At 69.5% G+C, this 20747-nt stretch carries 20 protein-coding genes; 5 read left to right on the top strand and 15 right to left on the bottom strand.

The window, feature by feature from the left end; genetic code table 11:
- The first annotated feature begins 160 nt into the window (after positions 1 to 160).
- Positions 161 to 343 (top strand): hypothetical protein, encoded by a 183-nt coding sequence (locus ACFMRZ_RS34785; protein WP_400182418.1) that lies wholly within the window; start codon positions 161 to 163, stop codon positions 341 to 343.
- Positions 344 to 461: 118 nt separating this feature from the next.
- Here the strand turns inward: ACFMRZ_RS34785 and ACFMRZ_RS34780 are convergent, their stop codons facing one another.
- The 5 genes from ACFMRZ_RS34780 to ACFMRZ_RS34760 all read right to left on the bottom strand — a co-directional run bounded on the left by ACFMRZ_RS34780 (position 462) and on the right by ACFMRZ_RS34760 (position 6027).
- Positions 462 to 857, bottom strand: coding sequence for a VOC family protein (locus ACFMRZ_RS34780; RefSeq protein WP_280274618.1), 396 nt, complete (start codon positions 855 to 857; stop codon positions 462 to 464).
- Between the two features lie 133 nt (positions 858 to 990).
- A complete protein-coding gene (gene rarD / locus ACFMRZ_RS34775) occupies positions 991 to 1914 on the bottom strand; it encodes an EamA family transporter RarD (RefSeq protein ID WP_400183043.1) in 924 nt (307 codons plus the stop codon).
- Positions 1915 to 2013: 99 nt separating this feature from the next.
- Entirely contained in the window at positions 2014 to 2832 is an 819-nt protein-coding gene (locus tag ACFMRZ_RS34770; RefSeq protein ID WP_400182417.1) for a PhzF family phenazine biosynthesis protein, read from the bottom strand.
- Between the two features lie 101 nt (positions 2833 to 2933).
- Positions 2934 to 5384: an HAD-IC family P-type ATPase gene (locus ACFMRZ_RS34765; RefSeq protein WP_400182416.1), complete on the bottom strand. Its 2451-nt coding sequence runs from the start codon at positions 5382 to 5384 to the stop codon at positions 2934 to 2936.
- Between the two features lie 76 nt (positions 5385 to 5460).
- Complete coding sequence (locus ACFMRZ_RS34760) at positions 5461 to 6027, bottom strand: helix-turn-helix domain-containing protein (RefSeq protein ID WP_400182414.1); 567 nt, start codon at positions 6025 to 6027, stop codon at positions 5461 to 5463.
- A 13-nt stretch (positions 6028 to 6040) separates the two neighbouring features.
- Here ACFMRZ_RS34760 and ACFMRZ_RS34755 point away from each other — a divergent pair, with 13 nt between their 5' ends.
- The gene (locus tag ACFMRZ_RS34755) at positions 6041 to 6595 is read left to right on the top strand and encodes a GNAT family N-acetyltransferase (RefSeq protein ID WP_400182413.1); all 555 of its coding nucleotides are present in this window, start codon (positions 6041 to 6043) and stop codon (positions 6593 to 6595) included.
- Positions 6596 to 6656: 61 nt separating this feature from the next.
- On the opposite strand, the gene ACFMRZ_RS34750 is transcribed toward ACFMRZ_RS34755, so the two are convergent.
- The 3 genes from ACFMRZ_RS34750 to lspA are packed head-to-tail and all read right to left on the bottom strand — an operon-like array spanning position 6657 to position 8852.
- Complete coding sequence (locus tag ACFMRZ_RS34750) at positions 6657 to 7316, bottom strand: hypothetical protein (protein ID WP_400182412.1); 660 nt, start codon at positions 7314 to 7316, stop codon at positions 6657 to 6659.
- Positions 7309 to 8235, bottom strand: a complete 927-nt coding sequence (locus ACFMRZ_RS34745) for an RluA family pseudouridine synthase (protein ID WP_280275472.1) — start codon at positions 8233 to 8235, stop codon at positions 7309 to 7311. Before ACFMRZ_RS34745 ends, ACFMRZ_RS34750 begins: the two co-directional genes overlap by 8 nt.
- Positions 8232 to 8852 carry a signal peptidase II gene (gene lspA / locus ACFMRZ_RS34740; protein ID WP_280275481.1) on the bottom strand — a complete coding sequence of 207 codons (621 nt, stop codon included), beginning with the start codon at positions 8850 to 8852 and terminating at the stop codon, positions 8232 to 8234. The genes ACFMRZ_RS34745 and lspA overlap by 4 nt, the downstream gene beginning before the upstream one ends.
- A 104-nt stretch (positions 8853 to 8956) precedes the next feature.
- Here lspA and ACFMRZ_RS34735 point away from each other — a divergent pair, with 104 nt between their 5' ends.
- Together ACFMRZ_RS34735 and ACFMRZ_RS34730 are read left to right on the top strand one after the other, a co-directional pair.
- Complete coding sequence (locus tag ACFMRZ_RS34735) at positions 8957 to 9913, top strand: hypothetical protein (RefSeq protein ID WP_400182411.1); 957 nt, start codon at positions 8957 to 8959, stop codon at positions 9911 to 9913.
- Complete coding sequence (locus tag ACFMRZ_RS34730; protein ID WP_400182409.1) at positions 9901 to 10611, top strand: hypothetical protein; 711 nt, start codon at positions 9901 to 9903, stop codon at positions 10609 to 10611. The genes ACFMRZ_RS34735 and ACFMRZ_RS34730 overlap by 13 nt, the downstream gene beginning before the upstream one ends.
- Before the next feature lie 35 nt (positions 10612 to 10646).
- Here ACFMRZ_RS34730 and ACFMRZ_RS34725 read toward each other — a convergent pair whose 3' ends face one another.
- From ACFMRZ_RS34725 to ACFMRZ_RS34710, 4 genes are all read right to left on the bottom strand, one after another.
- Positions 10647 to 10931, bottom strand: a complete 285-nt coding sequence (locus ACFMRZ_RS34725) for a hypothetical protein (RefSeq protein WP_400182408.1) — start codon at positions 10929 to 10931, stop codon at positions 10647 to 10649.
- An 82-nt stretch (positions 10932 to 11013) separates the two neighbouring features.
- On the bottom strand, positions 11014 to 14280 hold the full coding sequence (locus ACFMRZ_RS34720) for an arabinosyltransferase domain-containing protein (RefSeq protein ID WP_400183042.1): 3267 nt from the start codon (positions 14278 to 14280) through the stop codon (positions 11014 to 11016).
- 158 nt (positions 14281 to 14438) lie between these two features.
- Positions 14439 to 14939 (bottom strand): hypothetical protein, encoded by a 501-nt coding sequence (locus ACFMRZ_RS34715; RefSeq protein WP_280275468.1) that lies wholly within the window; start codon positions 14937 to 14939, stop codon positions 14439 to 14441.
- Between the two features lie 112 nt (positions 14940 to 15051).
- A complete protein-coding gene (locus ACFMRZ_RS34710; RefSeq protein ID WP_400183041.1) occupies positions 15052 to 16395 on the bottom strand; it encodes a DNA polymerase IV in 1344 nt (447 codons plus the stop codon).
- Between the two features lie 269 nt (positions 16396 to 16664).
- On the opposite strand from ACFMRZ_RS34710, the gene ACFMRZ_RS34705 reads away from it, so the two are divergent.
- Positions 16665 to 17543, top strand: a complete 879-nt coding sequence (locus tag ACFMRZ_RS34705) for a UTP--glucose-1-phosphate uridylyltransferase (protein ID WP_280364401.1) — start codon at positions 16665 to 16667, stop codon at positions 17541 to 17543.
- A gap of 2 nt (positions 17544 to 17545) precedes the next feature.
- Here ACFMRZ_RS34705 and ACFMRZ_RS34700 read toward each other — a convergent pair whose 3' ends face one another.
- From ACFMRZ_RS34700 to ACFMRZ_RS34690, 3 genes are all read right to left on the bottom strand, one after another.
- Positions 17546 to 18091 (bottom strand): C40 family peptidase, encoded by a 546-nt coding sequence (locus ACFMRZ_RS34700; protein ID WP_400182407.1) that lies wholly within the window; start codon positions 18089 to 18091, stop codon positions 17546 to 17548.
- 308 nt (positions 18092 to 18399) lie between these two features.
- Positions 18400 to 19710 (bottom strand): MFS transporter, encoded by a 1311-nt coding sequence (locus tag ACFMRZ_RS34695; RefSeq protein WP_400182406.1) that lies wholly within the window; start codon positions 19708 to 19710, stop codon positions 18400 to 18402.
- Positions 19711 to 19759: 49 nt separating this feature from the next.
- Positions 19760 to 20731, bottom strand: a complete 972-nt coding sequence (locus ACFMRZ_RS34690; protein WP_400182405.1) for a proline dehydrogenase family protein — start codon at positions 20729 to 20731, stop codon at positions 19760 to 19762.
- Positions 20732 to 20747 lie beyond the last annotated feature (16 nt).

Below are 20747 nucleotides of genomic sequence, written 5' to 3'. Positions count from 1 at the left end.
GCATCACAGCGACTTCGAGGGGCGGCGATGAGATCTGTGCCTACCGCATTCGGTTTGGATACACCACGATGTCAGCACCACGCCGGAATGGGACGCGGCCCAGGTCCGGCGGCTGGCCAGGACGCTCGGGTATGCGCTGATCTGGCCCACGGCGGTCAGCGTGCTGCCTCTGGCCGATCAGGTTCGCGCGGCCGACGCGGACGTGGTGATCACGCCGACGCCGCTACATCTGGACGTGCTCACGCTGCATGCGCTGATGTATGTCACCGATGTCGAAACAGTGTGCCCGCGAATGAGTTTCGCGCGGTGGTCGTTCATCTCACCGTGGCGTCCGGCCGGATGACCGGGTCCGGAGACGTTCACCACCACACCGAGATCGACGGCCTGCGCGGTCACAAAACGAACCGGCGCGGCAAGTATCGCCGTGCCAGTTCGATTTGCGTCCGCGTAGGCCGGGGGTGCTACTCCGGCCAGCCTCCGTACGGGACGGTCAGCATTTCCATGAAGTGGCCGTCGAGATCGAGGAAGTAGACCCCGCGACCTCCGTCGTTGTGGTTGATCTCGCCCTCGTGCTGCTGGCGGGGATCGGCCCAGTAGGTCAGGCCGCGTTCGCGGATTTTCGCGAGTCCGGCGTCGAACTCCTGCTCGGAGACCAGGAAGGCGTAGTGCTGGGGCTGGATCTCGGTGACGTGCGGCGGGACAGCCGCGAAGTCGAAGGTCACGCCGTTGGCCATGGTGAGCGGAACGAACGGGCCCCACTGTGTACCGGCGGTGAGACCGAGAATGTCGGCCCAGAATTCGGCGGACTTCCGATTGTCCCGGCATCCGACGATGGTGTGATTGAACTGAATGGACAAAGGATTTCTCCTGAGTTCGTGGCGGTCCCGACCCCGGACCGGTACCAAGTTCGGCCTACGGGAGCACCGCCACGACTCGTAACGTATACCGACGGCGGCCGGGTCGGCAAACTCCCCGCTCGCGGTGCGTGAGTCAGGTTGCGGCCGGGGACGTTTCGGCAGTCCGCCGGGCACGGCGCAGCGCGTCGGCGGTGAACACCGCCAGGGCCAGCCAGATCAGGCCGAAGCCCGCCCAGCGGGAGGCGGGCATGGCCTCGTGGCCGACCAGCACGCCCCACGCCATCTGCAGTGCGGGAGTGAGGTATTGGAGAATTCCCATGGTCGACAGCGGCACCCGCCCGGCGGCGAAGGCGAACAGCAGCAGCGGGATCAGCGTGACCGGACCCGTCGCCATCATCAGGGCCGTGTGCCCCGCGCCGTCACCGAAGGAAGCGTTGCCGGTGATCCCGAACGCGATCGCCGCGGCCAGCGCGAACGGCGCCGACACCACGCCCTCGGCGGCGACGCTACGCATGGGATCGAGCCGGATCACCTTCTTCACCAGACCGTAGGTGGCGAACGAACAGGCCAGGACCAACGCGATGACCGGCGGCTTGCCGTAGTCCACGGTCAGCACCACGACCGCCGTCGCGCCGAGTCCCAGCGCCACCCATTGCGGCAGGGCCAGCCGCTCGCGGAAGATCACCACGCCGAACAACACCGTCACCAGCGGATTGATGAAATATCCCAGCGCGCACTCGACCACGTGGCCCGAGGTGACCCCGTACACGTACACGCCCCAGTTGAGCGCGATCGCCGCGCCCGCGACCGCGGCCAGCCGCCAGGTGCGGGCATTGATTGCGGCCATCTCGCGAATGCGCCCGGCCACCAGCAGCGCGGCCGTCACCACGACCAGGGTCCACAGGATTCGCTGCGCCAGAATCTCGACCGGACTCGCGAACTCGAGCAGCCCGAAGAACGCCGGGAACGCACCCCACGACAGATACGCCCCCGCCCCGACCGCGACGCCCCAATTGGCGGTCCGCGCCCGCCCGGTCTCGCCCCCGGAATCCGGTATCACCTGCGCTGATGGCCTCCGAAACTGCACTGGAGAGACGGTACTTCCGATCGGCACCACCTGTCGAGCGGCTTTCGGACGCGGCCTTCGGAAGCCGATTCAATCCGGCAGGCGCACAACCCCGTCCATGTACCGGTGGCAGCGGCCGGTCAGCAGAACCCGGTTTTCCGACAGGGCACAGCGCAAGCGCCCGCCGCGACGGGAGAGTTGGCGGGCGGTGAACTCCGTGCGGCCGAAGTGCCGGCTCCAGATGGGCGTCAATTGCGCGTGGGCCGAACCGGTGACCGGGTCCTCCGGGATGCCGACGCCCGGTGCGAAGAAGCGGGAGACGAAGTCGGCGCTGTCGCCGGGGGCGGTGAGGACCACGCCGCGGGCCAGTTTCGGGAAGGCGGACAGGTTCGGGCGGGCCGCGCGGACCTCGCGCTCGGACGCGACGACGACCACCTCGTCCTGCCCGGTGAGGGTGCGCAGCGGGCGCACGCCCAGCGCGTCGATCAACTGCGGGTCGCCCACGACGTCGAGCGAGGCGACGGCGGGCAGATCCAGCACCAGCTCGTCGTCATCGGTACGGTCGACGGTCAGCCAGCCGCTGCGGGTGTAGAAGTGCACGCGGTCGGCGCCGGGGTGCATGTCCTCGAGGATCTGCGCGGCCGACGCGAGGGTCGCGTGCCCGCACATGTCGACCTCGACCGCGGGAGTGAACCAGCGCAACTGGAATGCCGGACCACCGTCGGGCGCCGGCTCGGCCTCGGGCGGCAGCGACGAAGTGTAGAAGGCGGTCTCCGCGAGATTGTTCTCCTCGGCCAACTGCTGCAGCAGCCCATCGGGCAACCATGCCGGTAACGGCATCACCGCCGCCGGATTGCCCGTGAACGGCGCATCGGCGAATGCATCGATCTGATGCAGCAGGACCTCCATACAGCCGAAGGTACCCGTGTTTCCAATCGACACACGAGACAACGCCGTTCACGGCGCGCCATAGCAGACGACCAATTCGGTCCCGCGAAAAACCGCTGACCTCAGCCGTTTTCGACCGGCGCGGGCTTCGAGTCGTCCCCTCCCGGCGAGTCGGGCATCAGCTGCCGCTTCTCCCCCGCCAGCGAGGCGCTCAGCCACCAGGCCACCTCGACCAGCACGATGCCGATCACCCCGCAGATCACCGCGGTACCGGTCAGCGCCGCGTTGGACGGGTCGAGTTTGAAGAAGTGCCTGGTGAACGGGATGCTGAACAGGATCAGGTACCCGCCCACCGAGCCCCCGATCAACACCGCCTTCCACCACGACCAGGGCCGCGCCACGATCGCCAGCACCCACACCGCGATGATCAGCAGCGTGATCAGCGCGGTGGTGCCCGCCTGCACCTTCTGGGTGTCGCTCTGCTCCGGACCCTGATACGCGATGAGGTAGGCGATGAAGGTCATCACGCCGATCACGGCGCCGGACGGGATCGCCAGCCGCAGTACCCGGGGCACGAAACCCGTTCGCGCCCTTTCGTTGTTGGGCGCCAGCGAGAGGATGAACGCCGGAATGCCGATGGTGAACCAGGCCGCGATCGTCACGTGCCGCGGCAGGAACGGATACGGCACCGGCTCGTAGTGGAACAGCTGCGACCCGATGCCCGCGACGCCGATCAGGAAGGCCAGCAGCACCGAGTACACCGTCTTGGTGAGGAACAGATTCGAGACCCGCTCGATGTTGCCGATCACCCGCCGGCCCTCGCCGACCACGTATGGCAGCGTCGCGAACTTGTTGTCCAGCAACACGATCTGCGCCACCGCCCGGGTGGCCGGGCTTCCCGCGCCCATCGCCACGCCGATGTCCGCGTCCTTGAGCGCGAGCACATCGTTGACGCCGTCGCCGGTCATGGCGACGGTGTGCCCGCGCGACTGCAGGGCACTCACCATGGCGCGCTTCTGATCCGGCCGGACCCGGCCGAAGGTGGTCCGGTTGTCGAGCACATCGGCGAGTTCGTCGCGGTCCTCGGGCAGCTTGCGGGCGTCGACGGCGTGGTTGCCGCCGGTCAGGCCCAGCGAGGAGGCCACCGCGCCCACCGACACCGCGTTGTCGCCCGAGATCACCTTGATCGAGACGTCTTGGCTCGCAAAGTAATCCAGCGTCGAGCGGGCATCCGGGCGGACCTTCTGCTCCAGCACCACCAGCGCCTGCGCCGTCACCGTGCCGGGCGCGTCGGGAGCGTCGACGGGGCGGTCGCTGGTGGCCAGCAACAGCACCCGCAGGCCCTGCGCGCCGATCTCCTGAGCGGCGGCCGCGGCCTGCGATTGCGGGTCCAGCAGCACATCGGGCGCACCGAGCAGCCAGTTGCCGTGCTCGCCGTAGGAGAAGCCGCTCCACTTCTTCGCCGAGGAGAACGGGGCGATCCCGGTCGTCGGCCAGCCGGGTGTGTCGGGCAGCGCCTCGGCGATGGCCGCGACGCTGGCGTTCGGCCGCGGGTCGTCGGAGGCCATGGCCGCCAGCACCGTTCGCAGTTCCGGCTCCGCCACATCGCCCACGACGCGCAGTTCCGACAGCCGCATGCCGTTCTCGGTGAGGGTGCCGGTCTTGTCGGCGCACACCACGTCCACGCGCGCCAGGCCCTCGATCGCGGGCAGTTCCTGCACCAGGCATTTGCGCTGGCCCAGCCGCACCACGCCGACCGCGAACGCGATCGACGTCATCAGCACCAGGCCCTCAGGCACCATCGGCACCAGCGCCGCCACCATGCCGTTGAGCGCGGCGCGCCAGGATTCGTGGCTGGAGAACAGCTGGTTGTAGATCGTCACCAGGCCCGCCGGGATCAGCAGATAAGTGATCACCTTCAGGATGGTGTTGATGCCGTTGCGCAGCTCCGAGTTCACGAGCGTGAACTTGCTGGCCTCGGCGGCAAGCTTGGCGGCGTAGGCGTCGCGACCGACCTTGGTGGCACGGTAGGTGCCCGCGCCGGACACCACGTAGCTGCCCGACATCACCTGTGCGCCAACCGATTTCTCGATCGGGTCGGCCTCGCCGGTGAGCAGTGACTCGTCGATCTCGAGCAGTTCGGACTCGACCACCTCGCCGTCGACGACGATCTGGTCGCCCGGGCCGAGTTCGATGAGATCGTCCAGCACGACGTCGGAGGGCGCCACCGTGTCCGCCCGGCCGTCGCGCCGCACCGTCGGACGGGCCTGGCCGACGATGGCCAGCTTGTCCAGGGTCTGCTTGGCGCGGATCTCCTGGACGATGCCGACCACGCTGTTGGCGACGATGAGCAGGCCGAACATCCCGTCGATGATCGATCCGGTGGCCAGCACCAGGATGAACAGCACGCCCAGGATGGCATTGATCCGGGTGAAGACGTTGGCCCGGACGATGTCGGCGACCGAGCGGCTGGCCCGGTCCGGCACGTCGTTGGTCTGCCCGTCGCGGACGCGTTGCTCGACCTCGGCCGCGGACAACCCCGGGGCGCGCGCCGCCTGCTCGGTGATCGACATGCCGACAGCCTAGAACGTCGCACGGACACCGGTCCGGCATCCCTGGCGCGTCCTGCGACTTCCCGGGCGTTTCCGGCTATCGCGGACCGCGGGAGCGCATGATGAGCGCCGCGACGTAATAGGTGCACGGCTCGCCGGTGTGGTTGGCGTAGCGCAGGGTGCTGTCGGCGGCGAGGTAGATGGAGTCGCCCGCGGCCAGCTCCACGACCCGGTCGCCGTCGACGGTCAGCGTGACGGTACCCGACTCGACATAGATGAACTCGTGTGAACCCGGTGCGTAGGAAGGGTATTCGCCGGGAACGCTGCCGGGCGGGAGAGTCGAGCGGATCCATTCGAAGTTCACGCCGGGCACCACGGGCGTGAGAATGGTTCGCTCCCAGCCCGATTCGCTCACGACGTCCTGGTCGGCGGCGCGGCGGACGATCATGCGCTCGCCGTCGGGCTCGGAAACCAAGGCGGACAACCGGATTCCGAGACCCTTCGCCACGCGGTCCAGCACGACGACCGTCGGCGCCTTGTCCCCGCGCTCGACGGCCGAGAGCATGCTCACGCTCACCGACGACAGCTCGGCCAAGGCCTGCAACGTAAGCCCGCGGTCGCGGCGGAACCCCTGAATGCGCTCGCCGAGCGCGACCAGATCCATCTACACTATAGTAGTGACAGATTCCTCTATAGCGAAATGCCGGGTGGTGCGGGCAGGTGTGGCGGCCGACCTGCCCGCGATCACCGAGATCTACGCGCACTATGTGCTCGGCACCGTCGCCACCTTCGAGATCCACGCTCCCGATGAGGCCGAGTGGCGGCATCGGTTCGACGCGATCACCGCCGCCGGGCTGCCGTTCCTGGTCGCCGAGGAGGACGGCCGCGTCGCCGGGTACGCCTACTGCTCGCCGTGGAAACCGCGGCCCGCCTACCGGCAGACCGTGGAGAACTCGATCTATCTCGCGCCCTGGGCCGTCGGCCGCGGTCTCGGCGGCCGCCTCTTGGACGAACTGCTATCGGCCTGCCGCGCACTGAACCTGCGCGAGGTCATCGCCGTCATCGCCGTCATCGCCGACACCGGAGACCCGTCCTCCCCCACCCTGCACCGCAGCCGCGGCTTCACCGACGCGGGCCGCCTACGCCACGTCGGCCACAAACACGACCGCTGGATCGACACCCTCCTCCTACAACTCAGCCTCCATTCCGGCGAAAAGCACGCCGGAAAATAGGGAAGTGCGCCGACGGCCGGAAATAGGGAAGTGCCCAACGGCCGGAATGGGGAAGGCATCGTCAGGGGTTGGGGATGGGGCCGTCGTCCGGGCCTGGGGTGATGGTGTCGAGTTGTTCGGGTAGCAGGGGGGCTACCGCGAAGGCGCCTGCGGCGGCGTCCGGGGGTAGGGCCTCGACGGCTCGGATTCCGGTGTGGGAGGCGAGGTCTCGGAGTTGGGTGAGGCGACCTCGGACGACCACGCCGACTGCGCAGGGGCAGTCCGCGTGGAGGCGGGCGGCCACCACGGCGGCGGTGCGGGCGGCGCGCTCGTCGGCCGGTTGGGCGTAGTCCATCGCGCCCGCGGCGGCCCGGATCGACCCGATCGCCGCGGCGTCACCGGCGGGGACGGGGACCGCGGTCACCGGCGTGTACACCCGATCGAGGGGGACGTGGTACAAGACTTGCGAAATCCGCAGTCCCGCAGCCTGTTCCGGCAACCGGTCGGCGGCCGTCCCGGTGTCGAACGACGCCAGCGCCCAGTGCTCGGTGGTATCGGCCCCGGTCAGCGAATCCCTCGCTCGCGCAAGGTAATCGGCGACCCGCTCGCCCGACTCGGGCCCCAGGCGATCGGTGGACACGATCGCGGCGCGGGGCGGAATCGCCCAGCCGAGCACCACGATCAGCACGACGGCGGCGACCACCGCACCGGCTATCGCGGTCCGGCGCAGGCTGTTACGCATTGCGCAGGACGCCGAGGGCGTGCTCCAGATCCGCGGGATACTCGCTGGTGATCTCGATCCACCGGCCGTCGGCGGGATGCGCGAAGCTCAGCGCGCGGGCATGCAACCACTGCCGTTCCAGTCCCAGCCGCTCCGCCAGCCGCGGGTCGGCGCCGTAGGTCAGGTCGCCGCAGCAGGGATGGCGAATCGCCGAGAAGTGCACCCGGATCTGGTGTGTGCGACCGGTTTCCAGGTGGATGTCGAGCAGACTCGCCGCCTGGAACGCCTCCACGGTGTCGTAGTGGGTGACGCTCGGGCGACCGTCCGCGGTCACCGCGAACTTCCACTCGTTGCCGCGGGCCCGCCCGATCGGCGCGTCGATCGTGCCGCTGGACGGATCCGGATGTCCTTGCACCAGTGCGTGATACCGCTTGTCGACCGTGCGCTGTTTGAACGCCCGCTTGAGCACCGTGTACGCGTGCTCGGACTGCGCCACCACCATCACCCCGGAGGTGCCGACGTCGAGCCGGTGCACGATGCCCTGGCGTTCGTGCGCACCCGAGGTGGAGATGCGGTAGCCCATCGCGGCCAGCCCGCCCACCACGGTCGGCCCGGACCAGCCGACGCCGGTGTGAGCGGCCACCCCGACCGGTTTGTCGACCGCCACGATGTCGTCGTCGGCGTAGAGGATTTTCATCCCCTCGACCGGCGTCGCCTCCACCCGCAGCTCCCGCTTCGGCTCGGGGAACTCGACCTCCAGCCACGTCCCGCCGACCAGCCGATCCGATTTGCCCGCCGGCACACCGTCGATCTGCACCGCCCCGTCCTCGGCGAGCGAGGCGACGGCCGTGCGCGACAAGCCCAGCAGGCGCGACAATCCGGCGTCCACGCGCAGGCCGTCGAGCCCGTCGGGCACCGGCATGGCCCGGGTCTCCCTCATGCCTGCTCCCCCGTCGTCGACTCGGCCTTGCCGTCCGAGTGCCGGGCGCGGGTGCCGTCGGGTTCGAAACCGAACAGCGTCAGCGCCACCAGCAGGATCGCACCGCACACGATCGCCGAGTCGGCCACGTTGAACACCGGCCACCACTTGGTGACGGAGATGAAATCCACGACGTGCCCCTGCAGCGGACCGGGTGCGCGGAACAGCCGGTCGACCAGATTGCCGAAGGCGCCGCCGAGCACCAGTCCCAGCCCGATCGTCCAGCCCAGCGAGCGCAGCGACCGCCCGATGCGGATCACGCCGATCACGACGCCCGCCGCGACCAGCGTCAGCAGCCAGGTCATGCCGGTAGCCATCGAGAACGCGGCTCCCGCGTTGCGCACCAGGGTCAGCCGGACCACCTCGCCGATGACCGAAATCGGCTCACCCGGCGTCATCTTCGCCACCACCAGCGCCTTGGTGCCGAGATCGAGCGCGAAGATCACGGCGGCGACCAGCAGCAGCGCGGGCAGGCGGCGGGCCGGCGCGGGGACCGCGGTGGCGGCCACGTCCCGGGGCGACTCGTCGTGCTCGTCGGGGTGTTGATCGCTCGGCCGGTCGGTATTCACAGCTGACATCATCCCCTATAGGAATAGCGGCCTCGTCGGTCGCCGGGTGCACCGGGTCCGGCCACCGGTCCGGTCCCAGCTGATTTTCAGGAACCGGTCGTACTCTGTTCGGCGTGACGGTGTTGTCTTCTCCCCCCTCGACCGCCCGGTCCGTCCGGTCGGGCGTGCTGCTGGTGGTGCTGTCGGTCGCACTGTCGGCACTGGGTGTCGGTTGCAGCGACAGCACGGAGTCCACGGCCGACCCCGATGTGGAGCCGACCGGACTCGGCAAGGAGGTCACCGTGCCGATCTCCGCGACGGTGACCTCGGTCGTCGATCCCGGCGCCGAACCGCGCTCGCTGCTGCGGCCCGGCTACGAGATCGGTACCGCCCAGCAGGTGACGCTGCGCACCGACCATCACATCGAGCAGCAGATCAACGGCCAGGCGGTGCGCGACTTCTCGCCGCCCGCGGTCACCATCCCGCTCACGGCGCAGACCAGCCGCAAGGGCGTGGATCTGACGCTGGGCGCCGTCACCTCCCCGGATCCGTCGCTGGCGCAGGAGTTGCAGTCGGCCGACGGCTCGCACGCCGGGTTCGACATCAACGCGGAGGGCGCCATCACCCGGCTCCGGCTGGAAACCGCGCCCACCACCGACGACGCCGCCCGCGCGGCCCTGGAGCGGACCTTCTACCAGACGGTGTACCGCTCCATAGCGTTCCCGCCCGACCCGGTCGGCGTGGGCGCGGTGTGGACGGTGCGCCAGCAGGTGTCCAACGATGTGCAACCCAACGAGGTCGACCAGGTGACCACGGCGACGCTCACCCAGCGCGAGGGGAACCTGCTCACGATCGCTCTCGACATCACCCAGACCCCACAGTCCGACGCCTGGCAGCTGCCCAACAACACCGGTTCGCTCGACATCGTCGACTACCTGATGCACGGAACCGGCACCATCACCGTGGATCTCGGTCTGCCGCTGCCGGTTTCGGGCTCGGTGAACATCGGCGGCCACCTCTCCTACCGCGAGCCGCGCACCAAAGTGCTGCTCCGGCAGAACATCCGCACGCAGGTGCGATGGGGCGACTGACGCGAGCCGGCGCCCTGCTGGCGGGTGCGGCGCTGTGCGCGGCCGGATGCGGCTCCCAGCATGCGGATTCGGCCTCGAACCCGATTTCGGCGGTGACGCCACCGTCGATCACGGCGCCCGCCATCACCGATTCCGCGCAGTTGCAGGCGAGGCTGCTGACCGTGGCCGACCTGCCTCCCGGATACACCCGTCTCGACGACGGCTCACCGGGTAACGGTGCGACGCCGCAGGATCGGTCCCGCACCGAACCGCCCGAGTGCGCCAAGGTGCTGGCCGCCGTCGGCGAGCAGTTCGCCGGAGCGAGCGCGCGCGGAGCGGCCGGTTACGCGACCGCCGATTTCGCCAGTGTCGACATCGACGCCGCGAGCTACCCGGACAACGGTGCGGCCCAAGCCTTCTCCGCGGTGCAGGACCTGCTGCGCCGGTGTACCGCCTACTCGGGCACCGACGCGGACGGTGTCGCCGTCGACTACCGCGTCAGCGCCCTCGAACTGCCCCGCACCGGCGACGCCTCCGTCGCCTTCCAGGTGCGAACCACGAGCGAGGGCATGACGCTGTACTCGTCCGCGGCCCTGATCCTGGTGGGCAGCACCGTGGCCCAGCTCGCCGAGACCGCGCCCCAGCCCATCGATTCCGCCGCGTTCGCCGACCTCACCGCGAAGCAGGCGCAGCGGCTCCAGGACCGTCCGGTGCGCTGACGCTTCTTCTCCGCGAGGACGCGTCCGGAGACCGGCTACTTGCACAGGTCGGGATTCACGTATCCGCCGTGCTCGGATGCCGTCTTCTGTGCCTTCACCCTGGCGTCCTGCACCGCCGCCCCCGTGGTGTCGCCGGTGCCGGTCGACTGGATAGCGCCGCCGGGCTGGCCGAACGTGTTGAGGAAGACCGGGCAGGTGACCGTGACCGTGACCTTCGCGGCGGCCACGCCCGTGCCGACGGTCCCCAGCACCCCGGCGGACAGGACCGCGACGACGACCGCCTTGCGGGCGGCAGACGACATTGCATTGCTGCTGTACATGGTTGACTCCCCTTCTCTGTCAACAACTTCGACGCACGCGGTGGCCCTGCGGTTCCCGCGGCGGCGAAATTCTCGAGGGGAATTACCAGGCGGTGTTGATGTGGCCCGGGTTCCACAGGCCCGAGTGGGTGACCTGGGTGACCGCGGGGTCGGCGAGGGCGGCGGCGGGGTCTCGGGGTGTCAGGCGCTGGAGTTCGCCCCAGTCCTGGCTCCAGTCGTCGCGGAGGTAGGTGGCCAGGGTTTCGGTGCGCAACAGCTGCTGGCTCCAGCCGAGCGGGCCGCCGCCGTCGTGGCTCTCCCACAGGTTGGTGTCGTGGGCGGCGGGGCGGTCGGGCAGGATGCGCCAGCCCGGGATCTGTGCGATGCCGTCCTTGTGGTCGAACGGGCGCTGGCACGGAAACTGCAGGCCCACCGCCCAATCCAGCAGCACCGGATCGTTCGAGCCGATCAGCTGATCGATGGTCTGGGTCCGCGGTATCCGCGGCGGGGTCAGCGCCATCCACTGCTTGGGGTCGAGCGACTTGTCCTTGGCGACGATGCGGATCACGTCGGCCTGCGCCGGGATCTGGTCCAGCGGCACCCGCAGATTGCGCCACGACGGGGCCGGACCGATATCGATCGGCGTCACCTTGCCCAGCGCCTGCGCGGAGGCCGTCGAATCCGACGTGCCGTATTCGATCTCGACCGGCTGCCCCGGCATGATCGAACCGTCCTGGGTGATCGCGCGGAACCGGCCCGCCGCGGTGATCGCCACGATGCCGCTGCGGTCGGCCGGATCAGGCAGCTTGTACCAGCCGGTGGTCAGTTCGGCCGAGGCCCGCTGACCGGCGGTGCCGAGCTCCGGCGTGCCGTTCGCCAGCCCGAAAGGCAGTGGCGCGCCGCCGAGTTGGGTGCCGGCGCTGCCGTCGGACTTGTCGTTGAAGGCGTTGGCGATACTGCTGCTGTTGCCCGCGGGCTGGTCGTCGGGGGTGAGATCGCCGACGCCGTTGGGCAGGAATTCGGTCGAACTCCCGGCGAACGTGGTCATCGGGTCGCCCGAGAGCGGCGCCAGCATGGAGGCGTTGGGGTCGGTCTCGACCAGTACGTCGTTGGCCAGCCCGCACGGCTTGCCGAGCACCGCATCGACGTTCGAGCGCGCCAGCGAGTACGCGGGATACTGCGTGACCGCGCCCTTGGCGAACGACGCCACCTCGAACAGCACGATCAGCGCCGCGACCAGGGTCAGCGGCGGAATCTTCGCCAGCCGCCAGGCGCGCGGCGAAATGCGGTGCGGCGTACCGGGTTCCGGCGCCCGCACATGCCACCACGCGGCCAGCGCCAGGCACAGCACGGCGATGATCAGGAAGATCTTGCTCAGCCCCACGCCGAACACCGACGGCGCCTGATCCCACCACGGAATGCCGTAGCTGGAGACGTACCACCACTCGTTGACGCTGGTGAAGATCTGCGCCATCGCGATGGCCACGATCGCCGCGAACAGCGCCCGGTACCGCGGCGCCCGCATCACCCGCGGCCCGACCGCCACCGCGGTCACGACCGCGACCGCGCCCGCCAGGCCGGCATAGATGCCGTTGTGGTGGGTGAACTTCGTCGGGACGGTCGCCATCAGCACCATCGCACCGAAGGTGATGCCCAGCAGGCGTTTCGCCGGTCCGGCCGCGACGAACGGGATCCGCCCGCCCTTGCGCAGCACCACGAACGCGCACACCAGCAGGCCGAGCCACATCGCCACGATGCCGAACCGGCGACCGATCGAGCCGTCGGCGGTGGGCATGAACAGCCACTGGTAGGTCAGGTAGTCGTCGTACCACGGCACCGACGGGCCGACGGCGTTGTGCACCCGCTTCATCTCGAACATCGCCGACAACGGCTCGACGCCGAAGGCGAAGACCAGCACCAGCGTTCCGGCGGCGGCCAGCGGCGCCAGCAGCGCGCCGTACGCCTTGGTCCACGACCACCACGAGACCTTCGAATCCCCCGGTACCCCAGTGGGATTCGCGAGTTCACGGGCCCGGCCGACGCCGAACCGCACCACCGAGCGCGCCCCGGCCAGCAGCGGCGCGAGGCAGATGACGCCCGAGGGCGCCGCGGTGAGACTGAATGCCGCGATCAGAATGGCGATGGCGTAGGGCAGCAGCCGTCGCGTCGCGATCGCGCGCTCCACGAAACACCAGGTGAGCAGCACCGCGACGGCGATCACCGGTTCCGGGCGCAGGCCGTTGTTGTAGGGCAGCCACACCGCGAGGAAACCGAGCGCCCCCGTCCACACCGCCACCTTGTCGTGGCGCACGGCTACCCCGAGCCGCGGGATCACCTCCCGGCTCAACGCCAGCCAGGTGATGACACCGGCCAGCAGCGTGGGCAGCCGCATCCACGGACTGGCGGTGCTGATCTCGGTCATGTGCGCGATCACGTCGTACGGCGGTGTGCCGACCGGGTTTTCGGGCACGCCGAAGAACCGGAAATAGTTCGCCATGTAGCCCGACACCAGCGAGGTGCGGGCCATGCCGAACTGATAGCCGTCGTCGGAGGTGGTGGAACCGATGAAATGCCACACCACGAGCGCGCCGAGAACGACGGTGTCGACGCGGGTGAACGTCCACCACCGCTGCGGCAGCAGCCGGCGCACCCGGCGTCCGTCGAACCGGTCCAGCCGGAACAGCGCCGCCAGCGCGACCAGGGCCAGCACCACCGCCAGCACCGTGGCGGCCCGCTTGGCGATCGTCGGCACGACCGAGAACCGGCTGTCGACCTCCGCGGTGACAGTGGTGCCGCCCGCGGCGGGCAGATCGCTGAACACCCCCACCAGCTGCGGCCGGAAATCGCCGTACAGCACCGCCGGTTTCGCGCCGGTGCCGCGCAGTTCGGCCGTGGTCGAGGAGTGGTCGGAGTGGACGACCAGCGCCGCGTCGGAGAGTTCGGCGAGCGGCACGCTGAACATCGACTGGCTGCGCAGTATCACCTCGAACAGCGCCGGCCGGTCGTCCTGTGCGGGCCGCACCCGCGCGACGAAACCGTACTTCTCCAGGTCGGGCGCGGTCGCGGGCATGGTCGCCGCGGCCAGGCCGCCACGTTCGGCGAGTTGCTGCAGCGTCGCGCCGGGAATGGTGGCGTCGAAGGTCAAGGGCGCGTAGGACACCAGCGGCGCGGTGATGCTGCGGGTCGAATCCTGTTGCGGCCACGACAGCGTCGTCTTGTCCACGTGAACGGGCAGCAGCGGCACCGCGACGGCGAACAGGGCCGCGAGCACACCGGCGATCAGGGCCACCGGCTGGGCCCACCCTCCGTGTCGCGGCCGGGTGGCCCGAGGTTGCTCGCCCGCTGCGGGCGCCTCGTCCGCCCTCACCATCGTGTCCGTCACGGGGGCCGATCGTAGCGTGACGCATTCGTGACCGGAGAAATCGCGCACGGGATTCTCAGCCTGCGCTTAGCTTCCCCGCACGCTCGGCGGACATGCGAACGGGGCCGATGCCACGCCGGACATCGGCCCCGTCGGGCGACGGAAAGTTACGAGCAGGCGGGCGAGGCCTGGCCGAGGTTCTGGATTCCGGCGCAGGCCCAGCTCTTCTGCAGGACCCACTTGCCGTTCTGCGCGATGAACGGCACGCTGGCCTCGCTCGGCGCGCCGTCGTTGACGGAGAAGTTGGCCTTCGCGGTCAGGGTGTCGCCGCCGAGGTATGTGACGTTGGTCACCTCGATCTTGGCGTTGTTCTGCTGGTACGCGTCGGTCAGCTTCTTGATCATGTCAGGGTCCTTCTGCAGGGCCTCCTGACCGTCCTCGAGGTACTGGATCTTCTCTTCGGCGGGAACGTTCGGGTCCAGCGCCTGCGACAGCTCGGTGTTCAGCTCCTCGACGGTCGGCACCGGCGGCACGTTCTGCACCGACGTGGCGGCCGCTTTGCTCGAGCTCTTCGGCTTGGAACCCTCGTTCTTGTCGCCGCTGCCGCAGGCGGACATGCCGAGCGCGGCCACGACGGCCAGCGTGGCGACCGCGATGCGTCCAGTCATCTGAAGCTTCAATGCTCGTCCTTTACGTTCGAGGTTGGTCTGTACCGTGCACGTGACAGCAGCCGCCCGACCGGCGGCTCCGCACGAGTGGCCTCACGCTACCCGCCGAAATTCAACGAAGACTAAGGAGCGGGTCGGCCGGGGCGAGGTCGATATCGTCGGCGTGAAAGGTATACGCCGGACCCGGTCCTGTCGAGCGTGTCTCGAAACGGACCGTGACGCGGCCGTGTCCGGAGCCCTGCACCCAGCCGTGCCCGTGCTCGCGATGGGCGACATCGCGCCCGGGATACCAGAATTCGGTGGTATAGGAACGGGTGGCGGGCGGAACCGCGGGCTCGGGTGCCACGAATTCGTCGAGCGCGCTTGCCGAATCGGGCTCGCGCGCCGCGCCGGGGCTACCCGACGCCGCCAGCGCCTGATCCAGTTCGGGGAACAGCGACTCCTGCCGGACCGTGGACAGGCCGCCGAAACCCACGCCCACCAAGCGAATCGGGCCCAGCTCGCCCGGATCGATGGCCGAGCGCAGCGCGGCCGCGGTGAGCGTCGCCGGTTCCTCGGTGGCGTAGGGCAGCGTGAACGAACGCGTCACGATGCTCATGTCGGCCTTCTTCAGCTTCAGTACCACCGTGCGCGCGGCGCGGCCGTCGGCGATCAGGCGCCGGTGCGCGGCCGCGGCCATCGCCTCGATCGCCGGGCGGAGCTGGGCGAGGGTGACTATGTCGCTCTCGTAAGTGGTTTCGGCGCTGATCTGCTTGGCCTCGGCGCGCTCGGCGACCGGGCGGTCGTCGAGGCCGCGGGCCAGGCGGTGCAGGGCCGCGCCGACACTGCCGCCCAGCAGCGACACCGCCTCCTGCTCGGGCAGCGCCGCGAACGCGCCGACGGTCTCGATGCCCAGCGAACGCAGCCGCCCCTCGGCCACCGGGCCGATACCCCACAGCTTGCGCACCGGCAGCGCGGCGAGCAGCTGCTGCTGCTCGGCCGGTGAAACCACCCGCACCCCATCGGGTTTCGCGAGCCCGGAGGCGATCTTGGCCAGCTGCTTGCCGGTGCCCGCGCCCACCGACGCGACCAGCCCGGTGCGCTCGCGGACCAGCGCGCGCAACTCCTCGCAAAATTCCAGCACCCGCGCGGCGGTGGCGCCGACCAGCTCGGCGGGCTCGCCGAATGCCTCGTCGAACGACAGCGTCTCCAACACCGGTATGCGCGAGCGCAGTGCCTCGAACACCTGCCCGCTCACCTCGCCGTAGACCACCCCGCGCGGCGGCACCACCACCGCCGTCACGCCCACCAGCCGGCGCGCCTGATGCATCGGCATGGCCGACCGCGCGCCGAACACCCGGGACTCGTAGCTGGCCCCGGCCACCACGCCGCGCGCGCCGATGCCGCCGACCAGGACCGGCCGCCCGCGCAGCGTGGGACGGGTGAGCTGCTCCACCGAGGCGAAGAAGGCATCCATATCAATGTGCAGCACCCAGCGCCGCGCCGACGCCTCGAGAGCCGCACGGCCGGATGCCAGGGTGGTTCCCCGGACTGGCAAATTGCTGGCGGGTTCCTGCGAATCGCGGCCACGCCCGGCCGCGCCGCCGGGACCGCGCACTACCCCGGCAGATGCCCGCTGACCAGGCACGAGCCATGCCGTAGCCGAGTCGGGGGCAGCGTCCATGACAGGGAATCTACGCGCGGCTACCGACATGATCGGCGACCCGAGTATGTGATGATCGGATCATGAGCATCCGAAAGGCCGTGATCCCGGCCGCCGGTATCGGTTCCCGCCTGCTCCCGCTGACCAAGGCCATCCCCAAGGAGATGCTGCCCGTCGGCGACAAGCCGGTGATCGAACACACCGTGCGGGAGCTGGTGGCCTCGGGCATCACCGACATCACGATCGTGGTCAGTGCCGGAAAGTCGTTGATCCAGGACCACTTCCGGCCCAATCCGGCGCTGGTGGCGCAGCTGCGCGCCGATGGCAAGACCGCCTACGCCGACGCGGTGGAGGAGGTCGGCGAACTCGGCCGCCTCGGCCACATCACCTATCTGGACCAGCACGGTCCGTACGGCAACGGCACGCCGGTGCTCAACGCCGCCCGCACCCTGGGCGACGAGCCGATGCTGGTGCTGTGGCCCGACGACGTGTTCGTCGCGGACGTGCCGCGCGCGCAGCAACTCATCGACGCCTACAACAAGACGCACTCCCCGGTGCTGGCGCTGCTGCCCATGGATGCCGCCGATTCGACGCGCTACGGCGTGCCGGTGGTCGAGGAGACCTTCGACAACGGGCTGATGCGCATCACCGGTCTGGTCGAGAAGCCGAAGCCGGAGGACGCGCCCTCGGCCTACGCCGCGATCGGTGGTTACGTCGTCACCCCGGGCATCGTGGAGGAGCTGCGCAAGCAGGTCGCCGAGTGGTACACCCACCGCAGCGGCGAGGTCTACCTGACCGACGCGATCAATGTGTTCGCCGCCTCCAACGCGGTGTACGGCCAGGTCATCCAGGGCAACTGGTACGACACCGGCAATCCCGCCGACTATCTGGTCGCCCAGTTCGCCTCGGCCCTCACCCATCCGGAGTACGGTCCGGTGCTGCGCGGGCTGGTGCACGACTGACGTCAGTAGAACCGGCGGATCGCGTAGATGTCGAATTCGCTGAGTGGCGTCAGCACGACCCCGACGCCCGCCGAGTGCGCGTTGAGCAGCTGCCCGCCACCGGCGTAGATGCCCTCGTGTGATCCGTCGGCGTTCACGATGACGATGTCGCCGGGCTGAATCGAGCCCAGCGGTACCGCGCTGCCCGCCGCCGCCTGCTGCCAGGTGGTGCGCGGCAGCATGATGCCCACGTGCCGGAACGACCACACCGCCAGTCCGGAGCAGTCGTAGGTGAGGGGTCCGGTGGCGCCCCATTCGTACGGCTTGCCGACCTGGGTCTGGGCCAGGTTCAGCGCGATCATCGCCCGGGGGCTGGCGAGCGGCAGGGTCGCCGAGCCGCTGGCGCTGCCGGAGGCCGAGCCGGATCCCGAGCCCGAGGCGCTGCCGGAATTGCTGCCGATGTCGTCGGCGCCGGTGGCGGTTCCCGCGGCGACCGAGACGGCGATCAGGCCGGTCAGCGTGGTGAGAAGTAGTCGAACGATGCTGTTGCGCGATGGAGTTGTCGCCATGGCTCGCCCTTCGGTTCGGCGCACACCACCCCGACGGCGAGCGACCGGCGACTACTCAGCACACACGAAGTGCACGGGATGACCGCTTCCCCACGGGCATCTCATCCGGACAGCTTGCCTGGCAGTGCGGTTTTCTCAGCGTGGTCGAACGGACAGAACACAGAAGCTCAACGAGACATTTAAAGTTGCCGTGACATAGCTGTTGTACCGCAATTCACATGCGCCCCACAAGAACTAATTCTCCCCCCACACCTCCACCCCAGGTCAGGGGCGTGTCGACACGAAAGAAGGGCGCGTCGCCGCATTGCTCACACGGCGTCGAGCTGCCGGTGCCGCGTCTCGGGCAGCGCGGCGATGGACACCAGCGAGATCGCGGCCATGGCGGCCATGAACCAGCCCACCGCGACCGTGCCACGCGTCTCCCCCACCTGGGCGACGATCAGCGGCGCGGCGCCGCCGCCCAGCACGCCACCGAGGTTGTAGGCGATGCCGGCCCCGGTGTACCGCACGTCGGTACCGAACAGCTCGGGCAGGAACGCGCCCAGCGGCCCCCACACGATCCCCATGCACAGCAGCGCGCCGGACAGGCCGACCACGATCAGCACCGGGTCCCCGGTATTGAGCAGCGGGAACAGCACCAGGCTCCACACCAGCCCGAAGGCCGCGCCGCCGAGCATCAGCACGCGGCGGCCGACGAGATCGGACCACCGGGCCACCGTGAACGTCGCGGCGCCCAGCACGACGACCGCGATCAGGGTCAGGCCCAGCATCGTATTGCGGGGCACCCCCAGGGTTTTCGTCGTGTAGGTGAGGCAGTAGGTGGATGCCGTGTAGAACATCACGTACACGATCACGATGCTGCCCGCACCGAGCAGCAATTCCCTTGGATAGCGCCGCAGCACCGCCGCCATCGGCACCCGGGTGGCGTGCCGGGCCGCCACGAAGTTCGCGAACGCCGGGGTCTCGGCCACTCGCAGGCGGATCCGCAGCCCGACCGCCACCAGCACGAACGACAGCAGGAACGGTATCCGCCAGCCCCACGCGTCGAACGCGTCCTTCGGCAGGCCCTCCGACAGTGCCCAGAACACCGCGGTCGCCACGAAATACCCGACGGGCGAACCCATTTGCGGGGCGGCCGCGAACAGCCCGCGCCGGCCCCGCGGCGCGTGCTCGGTGGAAAGCAGTGCGGCGCCGCCCCATTCGCCACCCAATCCGATGCCCTGCAGGACGCGCAGCAGTACCAGCAGCACCGGCGCGGCCACCCCCAGCGTCGTGTATCCCGGCAGCAAGCCGATGCACGCGGTGGACAAGCCCATCAACAGCAGCGACACCACCAGGGTGGCCTTGCGTCCGATGCGATCGCCGAAGTGGCCGAACACGATCGCGCCCAGCGGACGCGCGACGAAGCCGATGGCGAAGGTGGCCAGTGACGCCAGCGTGCCCGCCACCGACGACAGGGTCGGGAAGAACATCTTGTTGAGCACGAGCGCGGCCGCGGTGCCGTAGATGTAGTAGTCGTAGAACTCGATCGCGGTGCCGATGAAGCTGGCGGTCGCGATGGTCCGTCCCGTGGTGGCCGCGGGGCGGCCGGACAGGGCGGTGGGTGCGGGGTCGGTCACTGCGGTCCTCATCGTCCGGTGCGAATCGCGGTGATGCTACGCGACCTCGTCAGGTCGTCGTCGCGGCCGACCGGAGGAAGAACATGAGGTTTGCCGGGCGTTCGGCGAGTCTGCGGACGAAATAGCCGTACCACTGGTCGCCGAAGGGGACGTACACGCGTAGGTGTTGTCCGAGGCCGATCAGCCGGGATTGTTCGGTGGGCCGGATGCCGTACAGCATCTGGTATTCGAGGTCGTCGCGGTCGCGCCCGGCGGCTGTCGCGAGCAGCGCGGCGGCCTCGATCATCGCCGGGTCGTGGGTAGCGATCATCGGATATCCCTTGCCCGCCAGGAGGATTCGCAGGCACTCCAGGTACGAGGCGTCCACCTCCCGCTTGTGCCGGAAGGCCACCGATTCCGGCTCGCTGTAGGCGCCCTTGCACAGGCGGATCCGCGCGCCTTCGTCGGCGAGGACGCGGCAGTCGCCCGCCGTGCGCCGCAGGTATGCCTGGAGCACGGTGCCGACGGTCTCCGGGTGGTCGCGGCGCAGTTCGCGCACGATGGCCAGCCGCGATTCGGTGGTCGCGTGGTCCTCGGCGTCGATCGTCATCCAGATACCCGCGGCCGCGGCGGCGCGAGCCAGGACGCGGGCATGGCCCAGGGCGGTCTCGTGACCGTCGGTGGGCAGCGCCCGGCCCAGCGCCGACAGTTTCACCGACACCTCGAGCGGGCGTGGTCCCGCCGCGGCGCCGGTCGGCAGTTCGGCCAGTGCCGCGATCAGCCCGAGATACTCCCGCACGACGCGGTCCGCCTGCGCGGGGTCGGCGGTGTCCTCGCCGAGGTAGTCGACGGTGACGAACCGATTGCCGCGCAACAACTCTCGCACCGCGGACAGCGCCGCGTCCCGCGTCTCCCCCGCCACGAAGCGATCGATCATGCGACCGGTGGCGGGCAGCCGGGTGAGGCCGCGTTCGACCCGACGGGAGCGGGCCGCCGCCAGCAACGCCGGGCGCAACGGGTTGGACAGCGCGGACGCGTTCATCGTTCCTCCACGGGTA

It is taken from the genome of Nocardia sp. N2S4-5 (genome assembly GCF_044628355.1).
Lineage (GTDB): Bacteria > Actinomycetota > Actinomycetes > Mycobacteriales > Mycobacteriaceae > Nocardia > Nocardia wallacei_B.
This window is presented reverse-complemented; position numbering and strand designations above follow the sequence as displayed.